At 41.2% G+C, this 18,675-nt stretch carries 16 protein-coding genes and 4 tRNA genes; 8 read left to right on the top strand and 12 right to left on the bottom strand.

Annotated features, from left to right (window positions below):
* The 8 genes from H5154_RS19315 to murB form a co-directional block, all read right to left on the bottom strand.
* Positions 1-161 (bottom strand): GTP-binding protein (locus tag H5154_RS19315; RefSeq protein ID WP_246175643.1); only part of this gene is annotated, 161 nt, incomplete at its 3' end.
* A 134-nt stretch (positions 162-295) separates the two neighbouring features.
* A tRNA-Thr gene (locus tag H5154_RS19310) sits at positions 296-371 on the bottom strand.
* 12 nt (positions 372-383) lie between these two features.
* A tRNA-Gly gene (locus H5154_RS19305) sits at positions 384-458 on the bottom strand.
* A gap of 45 nt (positions 459-503) precedes the next feature.
* Positions 504-588, bottom strand: a tRNA-Tyr gene (locus H5154_RS19300).
* 39 nt (positions 589-627) lie between these two features.
* A tRNA-Thr gene (locus H5154_RS19295) sits at positions 628-703 on the bottom strand.
* Between the two features lie 120 nt (positions 704-823).
* On the bottom strand, positions 824-1,519 hold the full coding sequence (locus tag H5154_RS19290) for a type III pantothenate kinase (protein WP_182719320.1): 696 nt from the start codon (positions 1,517-1,519) through the stop codon (positions 824-826).
* Positions 1,516-2,508 (bottom strand): bifunctional biotin--[acetyl-CoA-carboxylase] ligase/biotin operon repressor BirA, encoded by a 993-nt coding sequence (birA, locus tag H5154_RS19285; RefSeq protein ID WP_149983335.1) that lies wholly within the window; start codon positions 2,506-2,508, stop codon positions 1,516-1,518. Before birA ends, H5154_RS19290 begins: the two co-directional genes overlap by 4 nt.
* Entirely contained in the window at positions 2,505-3,515 is a 1,011-nt protein-coding gene (gene murB, locus H5154_RS19280) for a UDP-N-acetylmuramate dehydrogenase (protein ID WP_182719319.1), read from the bottom strand. Before murB ends, birA begins: the two co-directional genes overlap by 4 nt.
* 143 nt (positions 3,516-3,658) lie before the next feature.
* On the opposite strand from murB, the gene H5154_RS19275 reads away from it, so the two are divergent.
* Positions 3,659-5,503 (top strand): M1 family metallopeptidase, encoded by a 1,845-nt coding sequence (locus H5154_RS19275; RefSeq protein ID WP_182719318.1) that lies wholly within the window; start codon positions 3,659-3,661, stop codon positions 5,501-5,503.
* Between the two features lie 68 nt (positions 5,504-5,571).
* Here H5154_RS19275 and H5154_RS19270 read toward each other — a convergent pair whose 3' ends face one another.
* The gene (locus H5154_RS19270; RefSeq protein ID WP_149983338.1) at positions 5,572-6,210 is read right to left on the bottom strand and encodes a DUF2057 family protein; all 639 of its coding nucleotides are present in this window, start codon (positions 6,208-6,210) and stop codon (positions 5,572-5,574) included.
* A gap of 89 nt (positions 6,211-6,299) precedes the next feature.
* Here H5154_RS19270 and H5154_RS19265 point away from each other — a divergent pair, with 89 nt between their 5' ends.
* The 4 genes from H5154_RS19265 (at position 6,300) to H5154_RS19250 (ending at position 10,276) form a co-directional block, all read left to right on the top strand.
* Positions 6,300-6,671, top strand: a complete 372-nt coding sequence (locus H5154_RS19265; protein ID WP_149983339.1) for a histidine triad nucleotide-binding protein — start codon at positions 6,300-6,302, stop codon at positions 6,669-6,671.
* Positions 6,672-6,897: 226 nt separating this feature from the next.
* Positions 6,898-7,554: a response regulator transcription factor gene (locus tag H5154_RS19260; protein WP_149983340.1), complete on the top strand. Its 657-nt coding sequence runs from the start codon at positions 6,898-6,900 to the stop codon at positions 7,552-7,554.
* A gap of 134 nt (positions 7,555-7,688) precedes the next feature.
* The gene (locus tag H5154_RS19255; RefSeq protein ID WP_182719317.1) at positions 7,689-9,845 is read left to right on the top strand and encodes an ATP-binding protein; all 2,157 of its coding nucleotides are present in this window, start codon (positions 7,689-7,691) and stop codon (positions 9,843-9,845) included.
* A gap of 77 nt (positions 9,846-9,922) precedes the next feature.
* Complete coding sequence (locus H5154_RS19250) at positions 9,923-10,276, top strand: 2OG-Fe(II) oxygenase (RefSeq protein WP_182719316.1); 354 nt, start codon at positions 9,923-9,925, stop codon at positions 10,274-10,276.
* Positions 10,277-10,282: 6 nt separating this feature from the next.
* Here the strand turns inward: H5154_RS19250 and H5154_RS19245 are convergent, their stop codons facing one another.
* Positions 10,283-11,701: a mannose-1-phosphate guanylyltransferase/mannose-6-phosphate isomerase gene (locus H5154_RS19245; RefSeq protein WP_182719315.1), complete on the bottom strand. Its 1,419-nt coding sequence runs from the start codon at positions 11,699-11,701 to the stop codon at positions 10,283-10,285.
* Between the two features lie 172 nt (positions 11,702-11,873).
* On the opposite strand from H5154_RS19245, the gene H5154_RS19240 reads away from it, so the two are divergent.
* Both H5154_RS19240 and H5154_RS19235 read left to right on the top strand, forming a co-directional pair.
* Positions 11,874-15,146, top strand: a complete 3,273-nt coding sequence (locus H5154_RS19240; protein ID WP_182719314.1) for a methyl-accepting chemotaxis protein — start codon at positions 11,874-11,876, stop codon at positions 15,144-15,146.
* A gap of 108 nt (positions 15,147-15,254) precedes the next feature.
* Positions 15,255-15,740, top strand: coding sequence for a DUF4124 domain-containing protein (locus H5154_RS19235; protein ID WP_310736256.1), 486 nt, complete (start codon positions 15,255-15,257; stop codon positions 15,738-15,740).
* 2 nt (positions 15,741-15,742) lie between these two features.
* Here H5154_RS19235 and H5154_RS19230 read toward each other — a convergent pair whose 3' ends face one another.
* Together H5154_RS19230 and H5154_RS19225 are read right to left on the bottom strand one after the other, a co-directional pair.
* Positions 15,743-16,858 carry an aminotransferase class V-fold PLP-dependent enzyme gene (locus H5154_RS19230; protein ID WP_182719313.1) on the bottom strand — a complete coding sequence of 372 codons (1,116 nt, stop codon included), beginning with the start codon at positions 16,856-16,858 and terminating at the stop codon, positions 15,743-15,745.
* A gap of 1 nt (position 16,859) precedes the next feature.
* On the bottom strand, positions 16,860-18,032 hold the full coding sequence (locus H5154_RS19225; RefSeq protein ID WP_149983347.1) for a monodechloroaminopyrrolnitrin synthase PrnB family protein: 1,173 nt from the start codon (positions 18,030-18,032) through the stop codon (positions 16,860-16,862).
* Between the two features lie 143 nt (positions 18,033-18,175).
* On the opposite strand from H5154_RS19225, the gene H5154_RS19220 reads away from it, so the two are divergent.
* Entirely contained in the window at positions 18,176-18,634 is a 459-nt protein-coding gene (locus tag H5154_RS19220) for an Lrp/AsnC family transcriptional regulator (protein ID WP_149983348.1), read from the top strand.
* Positions 18,635-18,675: the final 41 nt, after the last annotated feature.

Raw genomic sequence — 18,675 nt, 5'->3', positions numbered from 1 at the left:
GGAGCGTTATCGATTGATGCGAAATCTTTAGCAACACCGCCGTATACTTTTGCAAGTACGTTAGTGATTGCTGCAGTTAGGGTAGTTTTACCGTGGTCAACGTGGCCGATTGTACCTACGTTTACGTGCGGTTTTACGCGTTCAAACTTTGCTTTTGCCATGACGGAACCTATCAGTTTTGTGTATCTAGATTACATATGAAAATAATCCACCAGAGGTAGATTAAGTTAAATTTTTCAAATTTCAAATAGTATTTTCTGACAGATAAAGGAAGTAATCAAGAAGATTCTAAGACTGGTGCTGATAGGCAGAGTTGAACTGCCGACCTCACCCTTACCAAGGGTGCGCTCTACCAACTGAGCTATATCAGCAACACCAGAAACTGGAGCGGGCAGCGGGAATCGAACCCGCATCATCAGCTTGGAAGGCTGAGGTAATAGCCATTATACGATGCCCGCGTTAGCAACCTGTTCTTAAACTACCTCTAACCGTCAAGAATAAAGTGGTGGAGGGAGCTGGATTCGAACCAGCGAAGGCTGAGCCGTCAGATTTACAGTCTGATCCCTTTGGCCGCTCGGGAACCCCTCCACGATAATTCTTTACTAAACACTTTCGGTAAAAGGAAAGTGGTGCCGACTAACCGAGTCGAACGGTTGACCTACTGATTACAAGTCAGTTGCTCTACCAGCTGAGCTAAGTCGGCACTGCTTTAGTACGGGGCGAGATATTAGAGGAAGGTTGGTGGTGATGCAACAAGAAAATTAAAAAAAATGTGATTTTATGTGCCGAACGCTCACAAATCAGGCAAAACAGCCTGTTTTTGTTAATTTTTGCTCAATTCATACCAGTAATTGAGCCCCTTCATCACTAATTGCGGATCATAAATCGCGTCTAAAAATTGCGCTTTCAATAATGCACCATAGCCACCAGCAAAAATTAGTTGAGGTTTTTTATTGGTTAAATGTAATTTTGCTTGTTCAACAGCCCCTAAGGTTGCCACTAGCGCGCCATTTTTTAAACCATTAGGTGTGTTTACACCCAGCTCATTCGCAAAAGGCGTGTTGGCATCATCAAAAACACGCTGCGTATTCTGTGTTAATGAGCGTGTCATGAGATCAAGGCCAGGTAATATCCAACCTCCCAAATGTTGTCCTTGTGCTGTAAGTACATCAATTGTTGTGGCTGTGCCTGTGTCTATCACGATGCAATCTTGTTGCGGCCATAATTGAAAAGCAGCAATTAAACCAAGCCAGCGATCAATACCTAAATTACTAAATTGTTGATACGCACAGCTAAGGTTACTCAATTGTTTAGTCACTTTCGCTTCAAAACATGGCACCTGAAATGCCGATGCTTGTGCTAATAGTCCATTGAGTTGCTCATTTTTACCAACACTTGCATAAACCAGCTCGTTAATTTTCCGCCAAGGTAGCGCACTAACATCACACGGCTTGATTTCGCCTTGCTGGCATAGCGCTGCTTTAAGTGCTGTATTACCTACATCGATTAATAATCTCATTGAACTGCCTTGCGTAGTGAAATTTCACCACCGTAATAGCTTTTAACCTCACCATCTTGGCGAATACGAATACCACCTTGTGGATCTATGCCTTCACAGATACCGCGCCAGCTTCTATGCCCGGTATTTAACTCCACACACTGTCCTGCAAAGGCGTTGAGTTCGTTCCACTGCTGATACATGTCATGCAAGCCAGTTTGACTGTACTGCGCTAATCGTTGCTCAAGGTGGTATGTTAAATGTGCCACCAGCTGATTTTTATCAATCTGTTGGCTATGTTGGCTCAAATCAGTCCACGCTTGGTCGATTTGCTGGCTGTAGCTTGTGGGCATTTGCAAATTAATACCAATACCTATCACGAGCTGGCATGGCCCTTGTGGCTGACCATCTAATTCGACCAAAACACCTGCGAGCTTTTCTTTATTAAGATAAATGTCGTTTGGCCACTTGAGTTCAATATCTAACTGATACAGTGCTTTTAACGTATCGTAAACAGCTAAGCCTACTGCGATAGACATACCCATTGCGGCTTGCAGCCCGTCATCTAAGCGCCAGAAATAACTATAATACAAGTTCGCACCAAATGGAGACTGCCAAACGCGTCCGCGTCGCCCACGCCCTGCTTGCTGCATTTCCGCGACGACGACAGTGCCTGAATCCAGTGTTTGTTTAGCCGCAATACGGCGCATTAACTCACTGTTGGTCGAATCAATGATCGGATGCACTTCGATATGTGCCGTACTGGCGTTCAAGCCTTGATAATATTGCTGGATCTTATTTTGCTCTAACAAGCCCACGGAGTTATTAAGGCTATAACCCTTACCGCTAACTTTAAAAATATCCAGCCCCATCGCTTGTAAACTTTGCATATGTTTACTCACTGCGGCGCGACTAATGCCAAGTTGCTCACCAAGTAATTGCCCAGAGATAAAGCCACCCTGATTGAGCGCATTTAAGATTGCTAATTTATTACCATCCGGCGCCTTCATGCTAACTCCCCTAAACCGATATGGCATTCAGTATCATTATTCATCAAGCGAACTTCGTGCTGTAAGCTTATTTGATAACGTTGCCATATTTGCTGCTGGATATGTTGAATCATTTTAATTAGGTCACTGCCTTCACTGCCACCATAATTAACTAAAACTAATGCTTGTTGCTGATGCACTTCAATTCCTGCGATACGGTATCCTTTTAACCCTGCTTGTTCTATTAACCAACCGGCAGCTACTTTATGGTGGTGTTCATCATAGTAATAATGAGGCAACTGCGGATGCGCGACGAGCAATTCGCTAAGTAACTGGTTTTCTATAATTGGGTTTTTAAAAAAGCTTCCGGCATTGGCAAGTATGTAAGGATCCGGTAATTTGCTGTTACGAGTTTTAATCACTTGCTCAAAAACCGTCTGCGCCGTTACCGACTGAAGCTGTTGTAAAGGACCGTAGCTTAACTCTGGCTGCCAAAGTTTTGGTAATGCCAATGCAACACAAGTGATCACTGCTTTATTTTTTAATTGATGCTTAAAAATAGACTCTCGATAGCCAAACTCGCATTGTTGACAACTAAGGCGGATGAGCTGCTTAGTGGCGATATCAAAATATTCTACGTATTCAATAAATTTTGCCAGCTCTACACCATAGGCACCAATATTTTGTACCGGTGCTGCGCCAACTGTGCCGGGGATCAAAGCAAGGTTTTCAAGCCCAGGCATCCCTTGTTTGAGCGTATATGCAACAAGCTGATGCCAGTTTTCTCCTGCAGCAACTTCAAGTAAGTAATCATTGTCGCGTTCAATGATGGCGATACCGGTAGTCGCCATTTTAATTACAGTGCCTTGATAATCGCTTAAAAATACCGTGTTACTACCTTCACCTAAAATGCAAAAAGGGCTATCAAACGTCAGTAGCTGTAATTGTGTAAGGTCAGTGATTTCGCACAGTTGTGAACACTGGCTCGGTAAAGAAAATGTATGAAAAGCTTGCAAAGAGAGAGCCACAAAATGCCCCAAAGGTTAATTGTCACTAATCGCAATAGTGTAACCTATCGTCGCAAAACGCGCATCAGATTGTAAAAATTGCTCAACCCTGATGGTCAATCATGATATAAAACCTGCACTTTTTATTTCCGTCCAGGGTCAATATGAAACTTAAACCACTTTTTTTAAGCCTCGCAATGGCAGGTATGTGCTCTCAAGCAATGGCCAGTGCCATTGATCAAAATTCCTATGCTAATCTTGATGATGTTATTACCACACACTTAAATCTTGATTTAGACGTTGATTTTGCCGACAAGCAGTTAGAAGGTTTTGTTGAGCATACGTTACAATGGCAAAATGCCGACAGCAAAACATTGGTACTTGATACCCGTGACTTAGATATTGATAAAGTAATGTATCAAGATCAAACTGGTGGCTGGCATAAAGCAAAATTTACCCTTGCTGCACGTGATGATGTTAAAGGCTCAAAGTTAACTATTACTTTTAAAAACCAAGCAGCAAAAGTACGCATTTACTACAATAGTCGCCCAGAAGCATCAGGCTTACAATGGTTAACACCTGAGCAAACAGCCAGTAAAACTCATCCGTTTATGTACAGCCAATCGCAAGCAATTCATGCTCGTAGTTGGATCCCAGTACAAGATACACCAGCGATGCGTGTAACTTACTCGGCACGTATTCATACACCTAAAGATGTTCGTGCGGTGATGAGTGCTGACAACAAAGATGCACTTTATAAAGATGGCGATTACATTTTTGATATGCCTCAAGCAATCTCTCCTTACTTAATTGCGATTGGCGCTGGTAATCTAGAATTTAAAGCTATGTCACGCCAAACCGGCATTTTTGCTGAACCAACCATTTTAGATGCATCAGTTGCTGAATTTGAAGACACGCAAGCGATGATCGATAAAACAAGTACCATGTACGGTGAATATGCTTGGGGCCGTTATGACCTCTTAATGTTACCGCCGAGCTTTCCTTTCGGTGGCATGGAGAATCCACGCCTGTCGTTTATCACTCCAACGGTTGTTGCTGGCGATAAAAGCTTAGTTAACTTAATCGCTCATGAGCTTGCTCACTCTTGGTCTGGCAACTTAGTAACCAATGCTACATGGGAAGACTTATGGCTGAATGAAGGTTTTACCTCGTACGTTGAAAACCGTATTATGGAAGAAGTTTATGGTCGTGACCGTGCGGTTATGGAGCAAGCGCTTGACGCTGCAGGCCTGCGTGCTCAACTTAAAACTATTGCAGCGCCAGATACTCGCCTTAACTTAAAACTTAATGGCCGCGATCCGGACGATGCATTCAGCTCAGTGCCATATACTAAAGGCCAGCTATTCTTAATTTACCTTGAAAACAAGTATGGTCGCGACAAGTTCGACCCATTTGTAAAAGCCTATTTTAAAGAGTTTTCATTCAAATCTTTGACCACCGCAGAGTTTGTTACTTACTTAAAAGCGAACTTAATTGAACAGTATCCAGGTGTTGTTAGCATGGATAAAGTAAACGAGTGGATTTTTCAGCCTGGCTTACCGAGCGATGCACCAAACCCAACCTCAGATGCATTCGATAAAGTAGATAGTGCAACTGCAGCATGGTTAAAAGGTGAAACAACAGCCGCACAACTTCCTACGGCAAATTGGACTGTGCATGAGTGGTTACACTTTTTAAATAACTTACCACGTGATTTAAGCCTAGATAAAATGGCGATGCTAGACAGTGAGTTCAATCTTACACAATCAACTAACGCAGAGCGTGCTTTTGCTTGGTTTATGCTTGCGGTTGGCAATGGCTATCAACCTATCTATCCAGCACTTGATAAACACTTATCAGGTATTGGCCGTCGCAAGTTAATCGTGCCGTTATACAAAGCTCTAATTACTAGTGGTAAACGTGAATGGGCACATGACGTATACCTAAAAGCGCGCCCGGGTTACCACCCACTTGCGCAAGGTACTATTGACGACTTGTTTGCTAAGTAATAGCTAAATAACTCAAAATTAAAAAAGGGCGATTTATTCGCCCTTTTTGCTATCTATTTTAATCAGCGCTATTTATTTTTAGTGACTTTATCAATGAAAGCTTGCTGCTCTTGAGCACTGGCTTGTTGCCACCAAAAATCTAACATGGCGGCAGCACTAGGCGCATTACCTGCATTAGGTGCAGGGCGAGAAACTGGAGCTTGTAAATTAGCAGCATTAGGTGCAGCTCTGGTTGTTGATGCTGCTGTTGGCGCTACTTGCACTGTCGCAACTTGAGAGCTGGCACTACTTGTCAAATCAGGCTCAGCTATAATAGCCAGTGGCGTGCCTAATGACGCTCCTTTTGCTTGTAAGCTCACTTGCGGCGCTTCTGCAAAAACTTCTGCTGCTACCGCATTATCAGCACGGTTAAACACCACATCATAATCTGTATTAGCAGCAATGGTCATCGTCACCCAAAATGGTTCTGAGTCGATAACTTGATGCTCATCGTAACCTTGCTCGTACAGATCGGTGTATTTAAGTTTGACCTGATATACGCCAGGAACTAGTTCGATTTCATCAACACGATTGAAAAATGAATGTTCAATTTTCTTATCGCCCACTTGTAATGGGACTATTTCTTCAGGAAAATTAACGGTTTCAGCCACACTTGTCGCACTCAAAAATAATGACACAATACCGCTTAATAATATCTGTTTACGCATAATAGCTCCTTGTTGTTTGATTTCAGTTTGACACTGCAGGCAAAGTTTGTCATTAGTGACTTTAGTACAACCGACAAAGAGCCCTTTAAATGAGCCAAGAAACTATTTTTACTAAAATTATTAACCGCGAGATCCCAGCTGATATCATCTACGAAGATGAGCTTAGTTTAGCGTTTAGAGATATCAACCCTCAAGCCCCTTTTCACGTGCTTATTATCCCGAAAAAAGCGATTGCGACCATCAATGATATTACTGAGCAAGATGCGCCAATTGTTGGCCACCTGTATGTGGTAGCTGCGAAAATAGCCAAACAACAAGGCTTTGCAGAGGATGGTTTTCGCGTGGTAATGAATTGCAATGAACATGGCGGGCAAACTGTTTATCATATCCATTTACATATGCTAGCTGGTAAAATAATGGGATGGCCTCCTTATCAAGATAAGACAAAAGGTTTAATTTAAACTGGTTTACTGTAAATATTTGTAAAAAAACATTAACTTTGGAAAAAATATTATTTTATATTAATTTCAATTGTTTACAGTTATTTTTAAATTTTCCCTTTGTGAAAAATACGAAAAACGTTATAAAACTATGCATATCTTACCCCCAAGTAATAAATTTCTAATACAAAAGGAGCGGGTTGCATGTTAGGATTGATTGGTCAACTTTATTCAAGAGTATATAAGTATGAGTAGTACAGCCTTTTTGTTACTAGATCTAGAGCCAATTAATACAATTGGTATTAACGTATTAGAGCCTTTATTAAAAACCCAAGGGCTCAATGTTACTAACGGAACAAACATATCTGAAGTTCCTGAGGGAACGCGCTTATTGTTTATCGAAACATCAAGCCAAGACGCTTGGGGTAAATTGAAAGAGCAACTGGTCAACCTACGAGTTAAATGCGATATCGTATTATTCAACTTAGACGAAAATCCAGAACTTGCTAATCGCGCATTGCTGAGCGGTATTCGTGGTGTTTTTTATACTACCGACAACGCTGATGTGCTAATGAAAGGCATTCGTTTATTACTGGAAGACCAGCTGTGGTATCGTCGTGATATCATGTGCAACGCGTTAAACCGTATGCTGCAATTTAATAAAGACGCATTACATAAACTTACTGACGGTGATATTGAACCAGTAAAATTAACTAAGCGTGAAAAAGCAATTATCTCTTTGATGAGTAATGGTTCTAAAAATAAAGAAATAGCTGAAGCGTTAAGCATTAGTCCACACACGGTAAAAACTCATTTATACAGCGCATTTAGAAAGACAAAATGTCGTAATCGTATTGAATTATTATCGTGGGCACAACAAAATATTCCTGACGAAATTCGCTAGCCTAGCAACTCTTATTTTAATATTAAAAACAGGTACTTTGTGCCTGTTTTTTGTTTATTCAAGAGCGCGATATTTGCTAACAAACGCAATTGCCATTATTCTAAACTCGTCACCTCGATCTGCTTGGAATATGAATGCTCGACTCCCTCACGCTCTACTCTGCCAGCGCCGCCATGATGGTCGTCATGGCATTACTCAATTTTTTAACTTGGCGCGCTAATAAACATACCCCAGGCACAGTGCTGTATATACTTTATCCTTTAGTGCTATTTATTGCCTTGATGAGCTTTGCCTTACATGGTCATTTCGATAGCACCGCCACTATTGTACTTGCAAATAGTTTATGGTTTAGCGCATCCATCATTCATGCGTTAACAATCAGCCAATTTTTAGGTTATCGCGGCAAAGAGTTTCGGTTTTTTGTATTAGCAACCTTATTTTGCGGAGCGTTGCTAATGTACTTTACCGTAGTTGACTCTAACCTACGTAATCGTATGCTGGCCTCTGATTTACAGCATATAAGCGAAGCATTTTTCTTACTTTATTTATTTATTCGCTTTGCGCGCAAACCTTACCCTAACGGTAGCATCGTCTATATTTTGATCCTTACGATTATCAGCTGTATTTTTACTGGGCGAGTTTTTTTAATGGAAGGTGTGAACAACCTAACACTACTGAAAGAAAACTGGTTTACCATTACGTTATTGATCAATGGTGTGATTGCGCCAATATTTTATACCACTGGAATGGCGTTACTGTGTAATGAGCGTAGAGAGCAAAATCTCAACCAACTAACGAGCAAAGCGCAAAAAGATTTAGAAATTCGCGGGCTATTCTTATCAACTATTAGCCATGAAATTCGCACCCCCCTCAATGGTATTTTAGGTAGCGCACAACTAATTTTGAATCAATCAACCGATCCCCGTGATAAACCTTACTGCGAAGCCATTATAAACTCTGCAGAATCACTTAACTTATTGGTTGATAAAGTACTTGATTACGCCAGCCTAGACCAACACAACGAAGCGCTCTATGAGGAAGACGTAGAATTTAAAACCTGGTTGCATAACTTATGTTTATTACTTAGCCCACTAGCTGAGCAAAAGCGCTTAAAGCTTGAGTTAATATACAATCTTCCTGAGCAAGCTTGTTACTACTGCGACCAACAAAAACTAAGGCAAATTATTATTAACCTAGTCGGTAATGCAATTAAATTTACCGATAAAGGTGAAGTTAAAATTCAGGTGGAATTACTCGAAGAACGCCAACTTGAGCACCACATTCGCATCAGCGTAATTGATTCAGGTCCAGGCATTGAAGATGACGAAATTGAGTACCTTACAGAGCCTTACGTACAAAGCAGTGCCGGCAAAGAAAAAGGTGGCACAGGTCTTGGTCTTGCTATTACCAGTCGCTTGCTTGATAAACTTAATTCAAAGCTCGATATTATCAGCAAACTAGACCAAGGTAGCTCGTTTAGTTTTGATATTACTCTGGCACTTGGCGAGTTGAGTTTAGTTGAACAACGTCATCAATCGAAGGACTACTTAACTGGATTAGACGTATTATTGGTCGAAGATTTAGATTTAAACCAAAAGATAGCTATTGAGTTTATGGCCGATGACGAACATAAAATCAAACTAGCCCGTGATGGTAAAAGCGCTATCGAACTAATGCAAACCTACCATTTTGATGTTGTGCTACTAGATATGAACTTACCGGACTTTACTGGTCAAGAGGTACTCAAAACTCTCAAAGGTATGGAACATAAAAATCAACGTACCCCTGTACTGGCCTTTACAGCCAGTTTAAGTCCTGACGAAATAAAAGAATATTTTACTTTAGGGATCAAAGACATTGTTGGTAAACCTATAAAGCAACAAAAGCTACGCCAAGCATTGAGTGACTCACAAAACAGCCAGGCACCTAGTGTTGCGGTAGAACTCAGTGACATTTTGTATGATGACACCGCCGCCGAAACATTAAAAAGTTCTTTTAGCGAAGATGAAATATCTTCTATATACAACGAGTTTGTGCTGTCTGCTCGTAACAAGCTGATCCGTGCTCAGCAATTATTAGATGAAGATAAAGAACAATGTATCAAGCTGCTCCATCGCCAAGCAAGTACCGCTTTACAGCTCGGTTTTAACCGCTACGGTATAGAGTTAAAAAAAATAGAACGACGCTTACTCGATAACAAACCGCTTAAAGAGTCACTCACAGAAGCGTTGGTACTGTGGCAAAATAGCCTTGAGCAATATTTAAAGTATGTCAGGGAGCAGATGAGTTGACGAATTGGCGAGTTGGCGAGTTGGCGAGTTGGCGAGTTGGCGAGTTGGCGAAGTTAAAGTAATAAGGAAAAGATACAATGGCTATTTTTAAAAATTTATTTCACTGGCAGCGTGGCAGGCAAGATTCGGGCTATGACAAAATGCTTCTGTGTGGCGCCCATTGGCCAGTAAAGTTTGATACTTATTTAATTAAGTTTCCCGTTGGTAGTGAAATAAAGCCCCATACAGATAAAGTAAAAAAAGGTAAGCATTTTCGTTTAAATCTCATTATAAAACGTGCCCAACTGGGCGGTGAGTTTATGTGCGAAAACACCTTATTTCAAAGCAAGCGTATAAAACTATTTAGGCCCGATATAACTCAGCATGCAGTAACCAAAATAGAAAAAGGTAGTCGTTATATATTAAGTATTGGCTGGGTTAAAAGCGATTAACCTTCACTATTTTCTACCATACTGATCGTCAAAACGTTCAATATCCGTTTCATCTAAAATGCTGCCAGTTTGTACTTCTATAAGGATCAGTGGCTCATTTTGCGTATTTGCTAGGCTGTGAATATGACCGGCGGCTATATAGCAAGATTGATCGGCAGTAAGCGTGTGTGCTTCGCCATCAATACGTACATCAGCAATGCCAGAGACGACAACCCAATGTTCAGCGCGGTACTGATGGCGCTGTGTTGAAAGTTTGCCTGCAGGGCTGACAATAATTTTTTTCACTTTAAAGCCGGTGCCTGCAATTAACACCCGGTAACTACCCCACGGTCGATACACGGCTTGATGATGGATCAATTTATCGTCGTGCTTAACGGCTAATTGCTTTAATAGTTCCGGGAGCTGATCTAACTGGCTTTTACTCGCGACTAAAGTTGCATCATGGGTGTGAATAATCGCTAAATCACTCACCCCAAGAGCTGCGATGCTATGACCTTCTTCACCACTGAGTAAGTTGTTATGGCTATGTAAAACCACGTCATCTGTGCTTAGGCTATTGCCTTGCTCGTCTTTATCGGCACTTTGCCATAGCGCATTAAAACCGCCGACATCATTCCAATTCAGCGCTAAAGGCAACACCGCCACATTTGGGCTGCGTTCTAAAATAGCATAGTCGATTGAATCACTTGGACAGTTTTTTAAGACTTCATTATTGGCACGGATAAAACCTAAGTCGCCACTGAAATTGGCGGCTGCTGCAATGCAACTGGCGATTTTTGGTGCAAAACGCTCAAGTTCAGCAAGGTATGCGCTAGGAGTGAATAAAAACATCCCACTGTTCCAGCTATATTCGCCACTGGCAAGATATTGCTGTGCTAATAGTAGACTGGGCTTTTCTTTAAATTCATCAACTTCATAGCAGTTTGAAGCCGCTATTTTAGTACCATTTTTAATATAACCGTAACCGCAATGGGCCGAGTCTGGCTCAATCGCAAAGGTAATTAACTTGCCCTGTTGCGCCAAGCTTATCGCATCAGGAAGTTGCTCTATTAACAACTCAAAGTTATCAATATGATGATCGGCTGGCATCACTAATAAAGGTTTATCAAGCCCTTGCTGTAATGCATATTGTGCTGCCAATGCGATGGCGGGAGCAGTATTTTTGCCATCAGGCTCTAACAGTAACGCCATGGTTGCAACACCGATTTGCTGGCATTGGCTGCTGACAATAAAGCGATGCTGTTCATTACAAACCAAAATCGGATCAGTAAAACATGAGTCAGAGACTCTATTTAAGGTACTTTGCAATAATGACTCATCTCCCAGTAAAGGTAAAAACTGTTTTGGCATAGCTTGGCGCGATAATGGCCATAACCGCGAACCGATACCACCGGCCAATACAACTGGAATAATGGAGTTTTTCATAACAAACACACTTAAATTTGAATGCCCGTAGTTTAACAGAGTATAGCGAGTGCATTACAGCAACTAAAAAATCTATTTTTCGTCATCGACTCGCTTTTAATTCAAGCTGTTCTACACTAAATCTTAATTACCTATATTAGGTTTACAGCTTTGCTTTGATAAGGATGTTGTTATGGCTAACCAAACCCGTTCATTCGGAAATTTTGTACGTAATATTGGCTTGACTAAAAAGCTTGTTATTGCCTTTTTGCTCGTTGCATTAATTCCCTTGACGATTGCCATCAGTCTTGCGCTGTATAACTCGGCGACTGCTTTAAATAAACAAACTTACGCTCAATTAGAAGCGGTTAGTGAAATTAAAAAAAGCGCCATTGAAAGGCATTTTGCCGATATACATGCGCAATTATTATTTTTAGCACAAAGCCCTTTACTCCACACCGCAGCCGATGAACTTAGCCGTGCATTTAAAGAGCCCTATACCACCGCCCTCGACAGCACCGCAGAGCAACAGTTGGCAGATTACTATCACAATGACTTTAATACTAAATACCGGCTTAAAAACGAAGATAAATTACCAACTTCTGAGCTGCTTTCTACACTTTCGCCCACAGCTAAATATTGGCAATCACAATACCTAGCAGATAATCCATATCCACTTGGCGAGAAAGCAAAGTTAGCACAGGCAAGTGCTGACAATAACTACAATCTACTACACAGCAAATACCATAGTTTTTTACTAAACTTTGCGCAAAAATTTGATTTTTATGATGTCTTTATCATCGACAATCGCAGTGCTGAAGTGATTTACTCTGTTTACAAAGAAGTTGACTTTGCCACCTCTTTACTTGATGGACCTTATGCTAATAGCAACCTAGCATTGGCATTTAAACAAGCAAAAATGATCAATGAAGATGAAATTACCTTTGTAGATTATCAGCAATATTTGCCATCTTATAATGCACCAGCTAGTTTTATCGCCACCCCGATTTATAAGCAAGGCGTACATACTAGCACCTTGGTTTTTCAACTATCCATTGATGCCCTGAATGTCATTATGACTGAGCGGGCAGGCTTAGGTTCAAGTGGCGAAACATATTTAGTCGGACCTGATTTTTTAATGCGTTCTGACTCCTTTCTCGACCCCGAAAACCATTCGGTCGTAAATTCTTTTCGCTACCCAAGCATAGGTAAAGTAAAAACGCTGGCAACTGAGCTTGCTCAGCAAGGAAAAAAAGGTCAGCAAGTAATCACCGATTATAGTGGCTCCTTAGTACTGTCGTCTTATCAACCCATTAACGTATTAGGCATGCAATGGTCGTTACTGGCTGAAATAGATAAAAACGAAGCTTTTGCCACGGTCAGTCATTTAACGACGATTCTCGTTAGCACCTTAATCATATCGATTATTGCCATCACTCTGGTCGCTATTTGGTTTGCTCGTTCACTGACCCGCCCGGTGCAATTACTGGTCGACACAATGCGTCACGTTGAACAAAAAGGTGATTTTTCGGTACGAACGCCAGTGCTTTCGAATGATGAAATAGGTTCATCGGCAAGCGCTTTTAATTGCCTGCTTGATGCGCTGCAAAGCTCTATTTCCCAAACCAATACGGTTATGAATAAGATGGCCGCAGGTGAATTTAACCACCGAATTAGTGCGCCCTGCAAAGGCGAATTAGATTCCTTAAAACAGGCCACAAATAATTGCGCAGACTCGCTAGAGCAAGCAATGAGTGAACTAAATCATATTATAGATGAGATGAGCCAAGGAAATTTTAATAGCCAAATAACAACCCCAATGCAGGGACAGTTGGCCACCTTAAAACAAAATATAAATGGCTCACTGCAATCGCTAAATAGCACCATTACTGAAATTGTCGGGGTAATGAGCCATATCGAACATGGTGACTTTAAACAACAGGTTACGGTAGCCGCACAAGGCTCTTTGGCACAATTAAAAAACAGTGTGAATAATTCAGTACACAGTTTAGCGGGAGCAGTAAGTGATATCAGTCGCGTAATGAGCGCACTTCACGATGGGGATTTTTCACAACACCTTGAGCAACCTCTACAAGGCCAGTTAGCCACACTTAAAAATGATATCAATGCCAGCGTCGACAATCTCGCGTTAATCATTAAAAATATTAACGATGTTATGGCAGCCGTAAATGCTGGCAACTTTAAACAACAAGTAAATTGCAGTGCCAATGGCCAATTATCAACTTTAAAGCATAATATTAATAACTCAATTATGGGTTTAGACACTGCTGTAAGTGAAATATCAAACGTTATGCTGGCGATCAGTAAAGGTAACTTCGAGCAGACAATCGATAGCGATATGAATGGCCAACTCAATGTACTTAAAGATGATGTAAATAGCTCTATTAGCAATTTGAGTATTGTTATTGCTGAACTCGCGCGCGTTATGGCAGCTATGCGTAGCGGTGATTTTAATCAACAACTAGAGACAAACATGCAAGGCCAATTAGCGCAGCTGCAAAATGATGTGAACAGTTCTTTGACCATCACCGCAGATGCAATCGCAGAGGTAACTAAGGTATTAAGCGGGCTTGCTCAAGGCAATTTAAATCAACAAGTACAGCAGGATTACCAAGGTGTATTTGCTACATTAAAAGCAGATGTAAATCAAACGATTGAAAAACTTACCAGTGTTATTAGCAGCATCCAAGACTCTGCCTTAAGAGTATCACAAAGCGCCGCAGAGATAGCAGAGAGTAACACCGAAATAAGTCAACGCACTGAAGAGCAAGCAGCCAATTTAGAAGAAGCCAGTGCTAGCAGCAGTAACATGCTAGATGAAATAGCAGCCATTGCTAAGCAAGCTAACGAAGCGGTTAAACTTGCAGAAAACGCTCAAATGAGCGCAACCGAAGGGGGCGAGCTATCCATACAAACGGTTCATGCCATTGTTGAGGTCAATAATTCCAGTAAGGATATTAATGAAATTGTCTCTGTTATTGATGAAATAGCATTTCAAACCAATTTATTAGCTCTCAACGCAGCGGTAGAAGCTGCCAGAGCTGGCGAGCATGGTCGCGGGTTTGCGGTCGTTGCCAATGAGGTTAGAGAATTAGCTGGACGTAGCGCAACCTCGGCGAAACAAATTAAAACTATAATAAGCAACAGCAACCAAAAAATTAGTCACGGTACCGCCCTTGCTAATTCATCAGGTGAGAAACTAAAGCAAATTGTCAGCGCTGTGGCTGATGTTAACCATATGATAGTGTCTATCAATAGCTCTTCGATTACCCAACAACAGGCAATTAAAGAGGTAGATATTGTGGTACAACGCCTAACAACCTTGATCCAAGAAAACTCAGCGATGACTGAAGAAACCATGGCTGCGGCAAAACAAATGGCAGATCAAGCTAACACTATGCGTCACTTGCTCGGGTATTTTTCACTGCAAAAGGCACCGTTATAAGGAAAATAAATTCACTAATAAATAGCAACGATTAATTGGCGATTCAAATTAACAAACTTGATAAACTAGCTGCACTGGATATTTTAATGCAAATTTAGGGATTCATAAGTGTACTTGCGACAACTTCAGTTAACAATGGTTTGTGCCTTAGCGATGCTGATACCACCAGCAGCTGTGGCTACGGCTGCTTACCAATGCACGGTTGATGGCGTGGCTACCTTTAGTCAACTACCTTGTGGTGACGATGCTAAAGAAATAAAAATTCCACCAACTAATGTGACCCAAGCATCTAATACGCAACAGAGCAAAGATATCATGGCGTCTGTAGATAGTTATGTTGCGATGCAAAAAATTGATCGTGAAATTGCAGTTTATCAACGAGAAATAAAGCAACTTCAAGATACTCTTGCAGAACAAAAAACCAAAATAAACTATATGACGCAAGACTCTGCAAATAAAATGGGTGCAAACTCAATTGCTGATGCGATAGCAAAACGAACAGCACAAGCTGAGCAACGCATTGAGCCGAAAATAAAGCAGTATCAGCAACAAATTGATGCGTTAAAAGCGTTTAAAACGCAACTAAGCCAATAAATTTAGCTTAGGGTTTGTTTAACCACTTTTATTAGCTGTGCTATATCACTACTGTTGTTATAAATATGCGGTGAAACTCGCACCCCATATGCTCGCGCATCGACACTTATGTTCGCCTGAGACAGTGCGCTTAATACCGCCGGCTGTTGCTCGCCAAAATTTAAAATAGCTGTACCGCTGCATTTTTCTGGCGTTGTTGGTGACACCAAATATGGCCTAAACTCTGCACTTAATTGTTCAAGTAGCGCCAAGTTGTGCGCTCGCACTGTTGCAACACCTAATTTAGCAAAGTAACCAATGCTATGCCCTGCGAGTACAAATGGCGCAATCGATGGAGTGCCGCCCCAAAAACGCAATGCGCTATCATGATAAGCAAAGTGATGAATATCAAACTCAAATGGATTTTGATGTGAAAACCACCCTACATCTTGTGGTTCGCACACATTTAATTGCGCTTGGCTTACCCATAAATACGCCGCACCTGGACCTGAGCATAACCACTTAACGCTGGAACCAATCATAAAATCAGCATCAACTTGGCTTAAATCTAGAGGTAATACACCAGCTGACTGCGCCACATCAACAAGACTCAAACAGCCTACGTGCTTACACAGTTGCGTAATTTCAGCTACGGGCGCTTGCTGGCCAGTATTTGAATAAGCGTGACTGATAAATACTAAATCAATATCTGCTTGAATATATTGTTGCCATTGCACGCTATCAGTTAAATCTACGTGTTCAGGAATAAACTTTATTTCAGCGCTACTAGCCAGCGCTTTTTGCATTGCAAACCCCATGCTAGGAAAGTCACTTTGCGCCATCAACACCTTACAATTAGCTTGCTGTAAGCGAGGATGCGACATAACTAACTTTGTTAAAGCGCTCGATAAATTTACTTGTGGGCAAAATTGCCTGCTCGGTGAATTAAACAATGTACTGAGCGCCTGAGTAAAGCGCTCAATGGCTGGCAGCCACTGTTGCCATGGCTCTTTATTACTCGCTTGCCAAGGAGCAAAAAAATGCTGGTTAAAATCATCTTGGCTGCTTTTCAGTGCACGGCCAACAGAGTGATTTAGCAAGTAACAGCCTGCCGCAAGATTAAAGTCATCTTTGTACATATTAATTACTCACCCATTGCTTTAATTGTGCTAAATCATCATAACGAGTTCTTATATCATCACGCTTTGCTGCAGCTCGACGATCTCTTAATTGTTCAAGAGAATCCAATAACACATGCAATGGCGGACCGCTGGCAGTCACTTTATTCATATGTTGCTGTTGCATGTGTTGAGCTGGCTGAGCTATAAACTTACTAACCAGTTGATTATGATGACCTATTGCAGTATCGCCATGCAGCTTACATACTTGTATAAACAACTTGGCATTGGTTTTAAACCACGAGCTATGGCGGGTATCTCCTGCCGCTAAAAAGTCATCCATTATGCTTGGCATACGCATAGACTCTCGCAGAATTTGCTGATCTTCAGGCATCATATATAAAAATTTATCCACCAGCATTTGTGAATAACTCGGTTCGTTGGCAAAGCATAAACCTAACAGCATATCTATAACGTTAATTCCGGCAAAATCTCCCGCATTGGCTCCACGGTAAACCTCTTTGCCAACCCGATACGGCTTATAGTAAGGACGTACACAGAAAAAGAATCGCTCGGTGTCTAACTGATTATATAAAGCCGTATTCGATTCAATCACATCGACTAACGCCTGCTTGGCAACTTTAAGTAAATCACCGCATAGCGGATGCGAAATACCTAATGGCTGAATTTTTAATAATGCATCAGCTGCTCGCTTATAGGCTAAAATCCCTTTGGTATTGTAATCAATGAATAATTTTTCATCTGGCAGATCCGTAAAGCGCTTATAAAGGCCATTAATAGCCTTATTATGGGTGGTTAAATGAGCCGTCGCAAAGCGCGGAGTAACCCCTATTGATGCACCAATATGCATAGCTAGTGCCGAGGCCTCGACTAAAGGCGAGGTCGTTTCGCGCGATGGTTCAGTGATCTCATGGCGTCGACAAGCCGCCATAAATAATCCTACATTGCCAAGTAAATCAAACGCACGATCAAACCCTTCGTCAGTATTGCCTTCTGCTAGTAACTTACGAATATGCGCATTACCCTCAGCCTCTAACTGATGCTTAAATTGCTCCCCGACAAATTCTACGTTAGCTTTATCTTCTTGTTGCCAATAGATAGCCTCTAGTTGACTATTAATTTCTACAAAGCGGGTTCTGAGCCACTCATCAAATGCCTGGGTATTATTACTCACAGATATTACTCCACACCAAAGTTTATTGCATTAATGTTAACAGATAACATAGAGCACAAATCAGTAAAACCACTAATAAAAATCCATACAATTAGTGATATTCACTCTATAATCACTATTAAATGCAATTTATTGTCGTAATTATGAGTTTAGATAAAAAAGATCAACAATTACTAACGTTGTTACAAAGCAATGCGCGTACCTCTGTATCAGAACTTGCAACAACTGTAAGCTTATCGGATACCCCTTGCTTAAGGCGTATAAAAAAACTTGAAGCAAGTAAGGTGATCACTGGCTATCACGCAGCCTTAAACCCACGCGCACTCGGGTTAAAAGTGCTGGTCTATGCGTTTGTGCGGTTGAGCCAGAATTCCGCCAGTGCGGCAAATATGTTTGAAGAACACGTGGAAAAACTGAATCATGTACTGGAGTGCTCTGTCATATCAGGAAGCTATGATTACTTATTGAAGATTATTGCTACCGATTTAGAAAGCTACGAAAGTTTTGTTAAATATAAGCTTGGGAGTATTGATTGTATTGCTAACATTGAGTCTACAGTGGTTTTAAAGCAAACATTTAGCAAAAGGCAGCTACCACTTTAAAAAATAATACTATTTAGTGCCGATTCGCTATACTGAAATAT

It is taken from the genome of Pseudoalteromonas sp. SR44-5, from assembly GCF_014163675.1.
In the GTDB taxonomy this organism is placed as follows: Bacteria; Pseudomonadota; Gammaproteobacteria; order Enterobacterales; family Alteromonadaceae; genus Pseudoalteromonas; species Pseudoalteromonas rhizosphaerae.
This window is presented reverse-complemented; position numbering and strand designations above follow the sequence as displayed.

What these genes read in the sequence shown, in the direction of transcription:
- H5154_RS19290 (WP_182719320.1), bottom strand. Translation starts at nt 1,519, where the DNA reads ATGAGATTATTAATCGATGTAGGTAATACAGCACTTAAAGCAGCGCTA.
- birA (WP_149983335.1), bottom strand. Translation starts at nt 2,508, where the DNA reads ATGAAGGCGCCGGATGGTAATAAATTAGCAATCTTAAATGCGCTCAAT.
- H5154_RS19275 (WP_182719318.1), top strand. Translation starts at nt 3,659, where the DNA reads ATGAAACTTAAACCACTTTTTTTAAGCCTCGCAATGGCAGGTATGTGC.
- H5154_RS19270 (WP_149983338.1), bottom strand. Translation starts at nt 6,210, where the DNA reads ATGCGTAAACAGATATTATTAAGCGGTATTGTGTCATTATTTTTGAGT.
- H5154_RS19265 (WP_149983339.1), top strand. Translation starts at nt 6,300, where the DNA reads ATGAGCCAAGAAACTATTTTTACTAAAATTATTAACCGCGAGATCCCA.
- H5154_RS19260 (WP_149983340.1), top strand. Translation starts at nt 6,898, where the DNA reads ATGAGTAGTACAGCCTTTTTGTTACTAGATCTAGAGCCAATTAATACA.
- H5154_RS19255 (WP_182719317.1), top strand. Translation starts at nt 7,689, where the DNA reads ATGCTCGACTCCCTCACGCTCTACTCTGCCAGCGCCGCCATGATGGTC.
- H5154_RS19250 (WP_182719316.1), top strand. Translation starts at nt 9,923, where the DNA reads ATGGCTATTTTTAAAAATTTATTTCACTGGCAGCGTGGCAGGCAAGAT.
- H5154_RS19245 (WP_182719315.1), bottom strand. Translation starts at nt 11,701, where the DNA reads ATGAAAAACTCCATTATTCCAGTTGTATTGGCCGGTGGTATCGGTTCG.
- H5154_RS19240 (WP_182719314.1), top strand. Translation starts at nt 11,874, where the DNA reads ATGGCTAACCAAACCCGTTCATTCGGAAATTTTGTACGTAATATTGGC.
- H5154_RS19230 (WP_182719313.1), bottom strand. Translation starts at nt 16,858, where the DNA reads ATGTACAAAGATGACTTTAATCTTGCGGCAGGCTGTTACTTGCTAAAT.
- H5154_RS19220 (WP_149983348.1), top strand. Translation starts at nt 18,176, where the DNA reads ATGAGTTTAGATAAAAAAGATCAACAATTACTAACGTTGTTACAAAGC.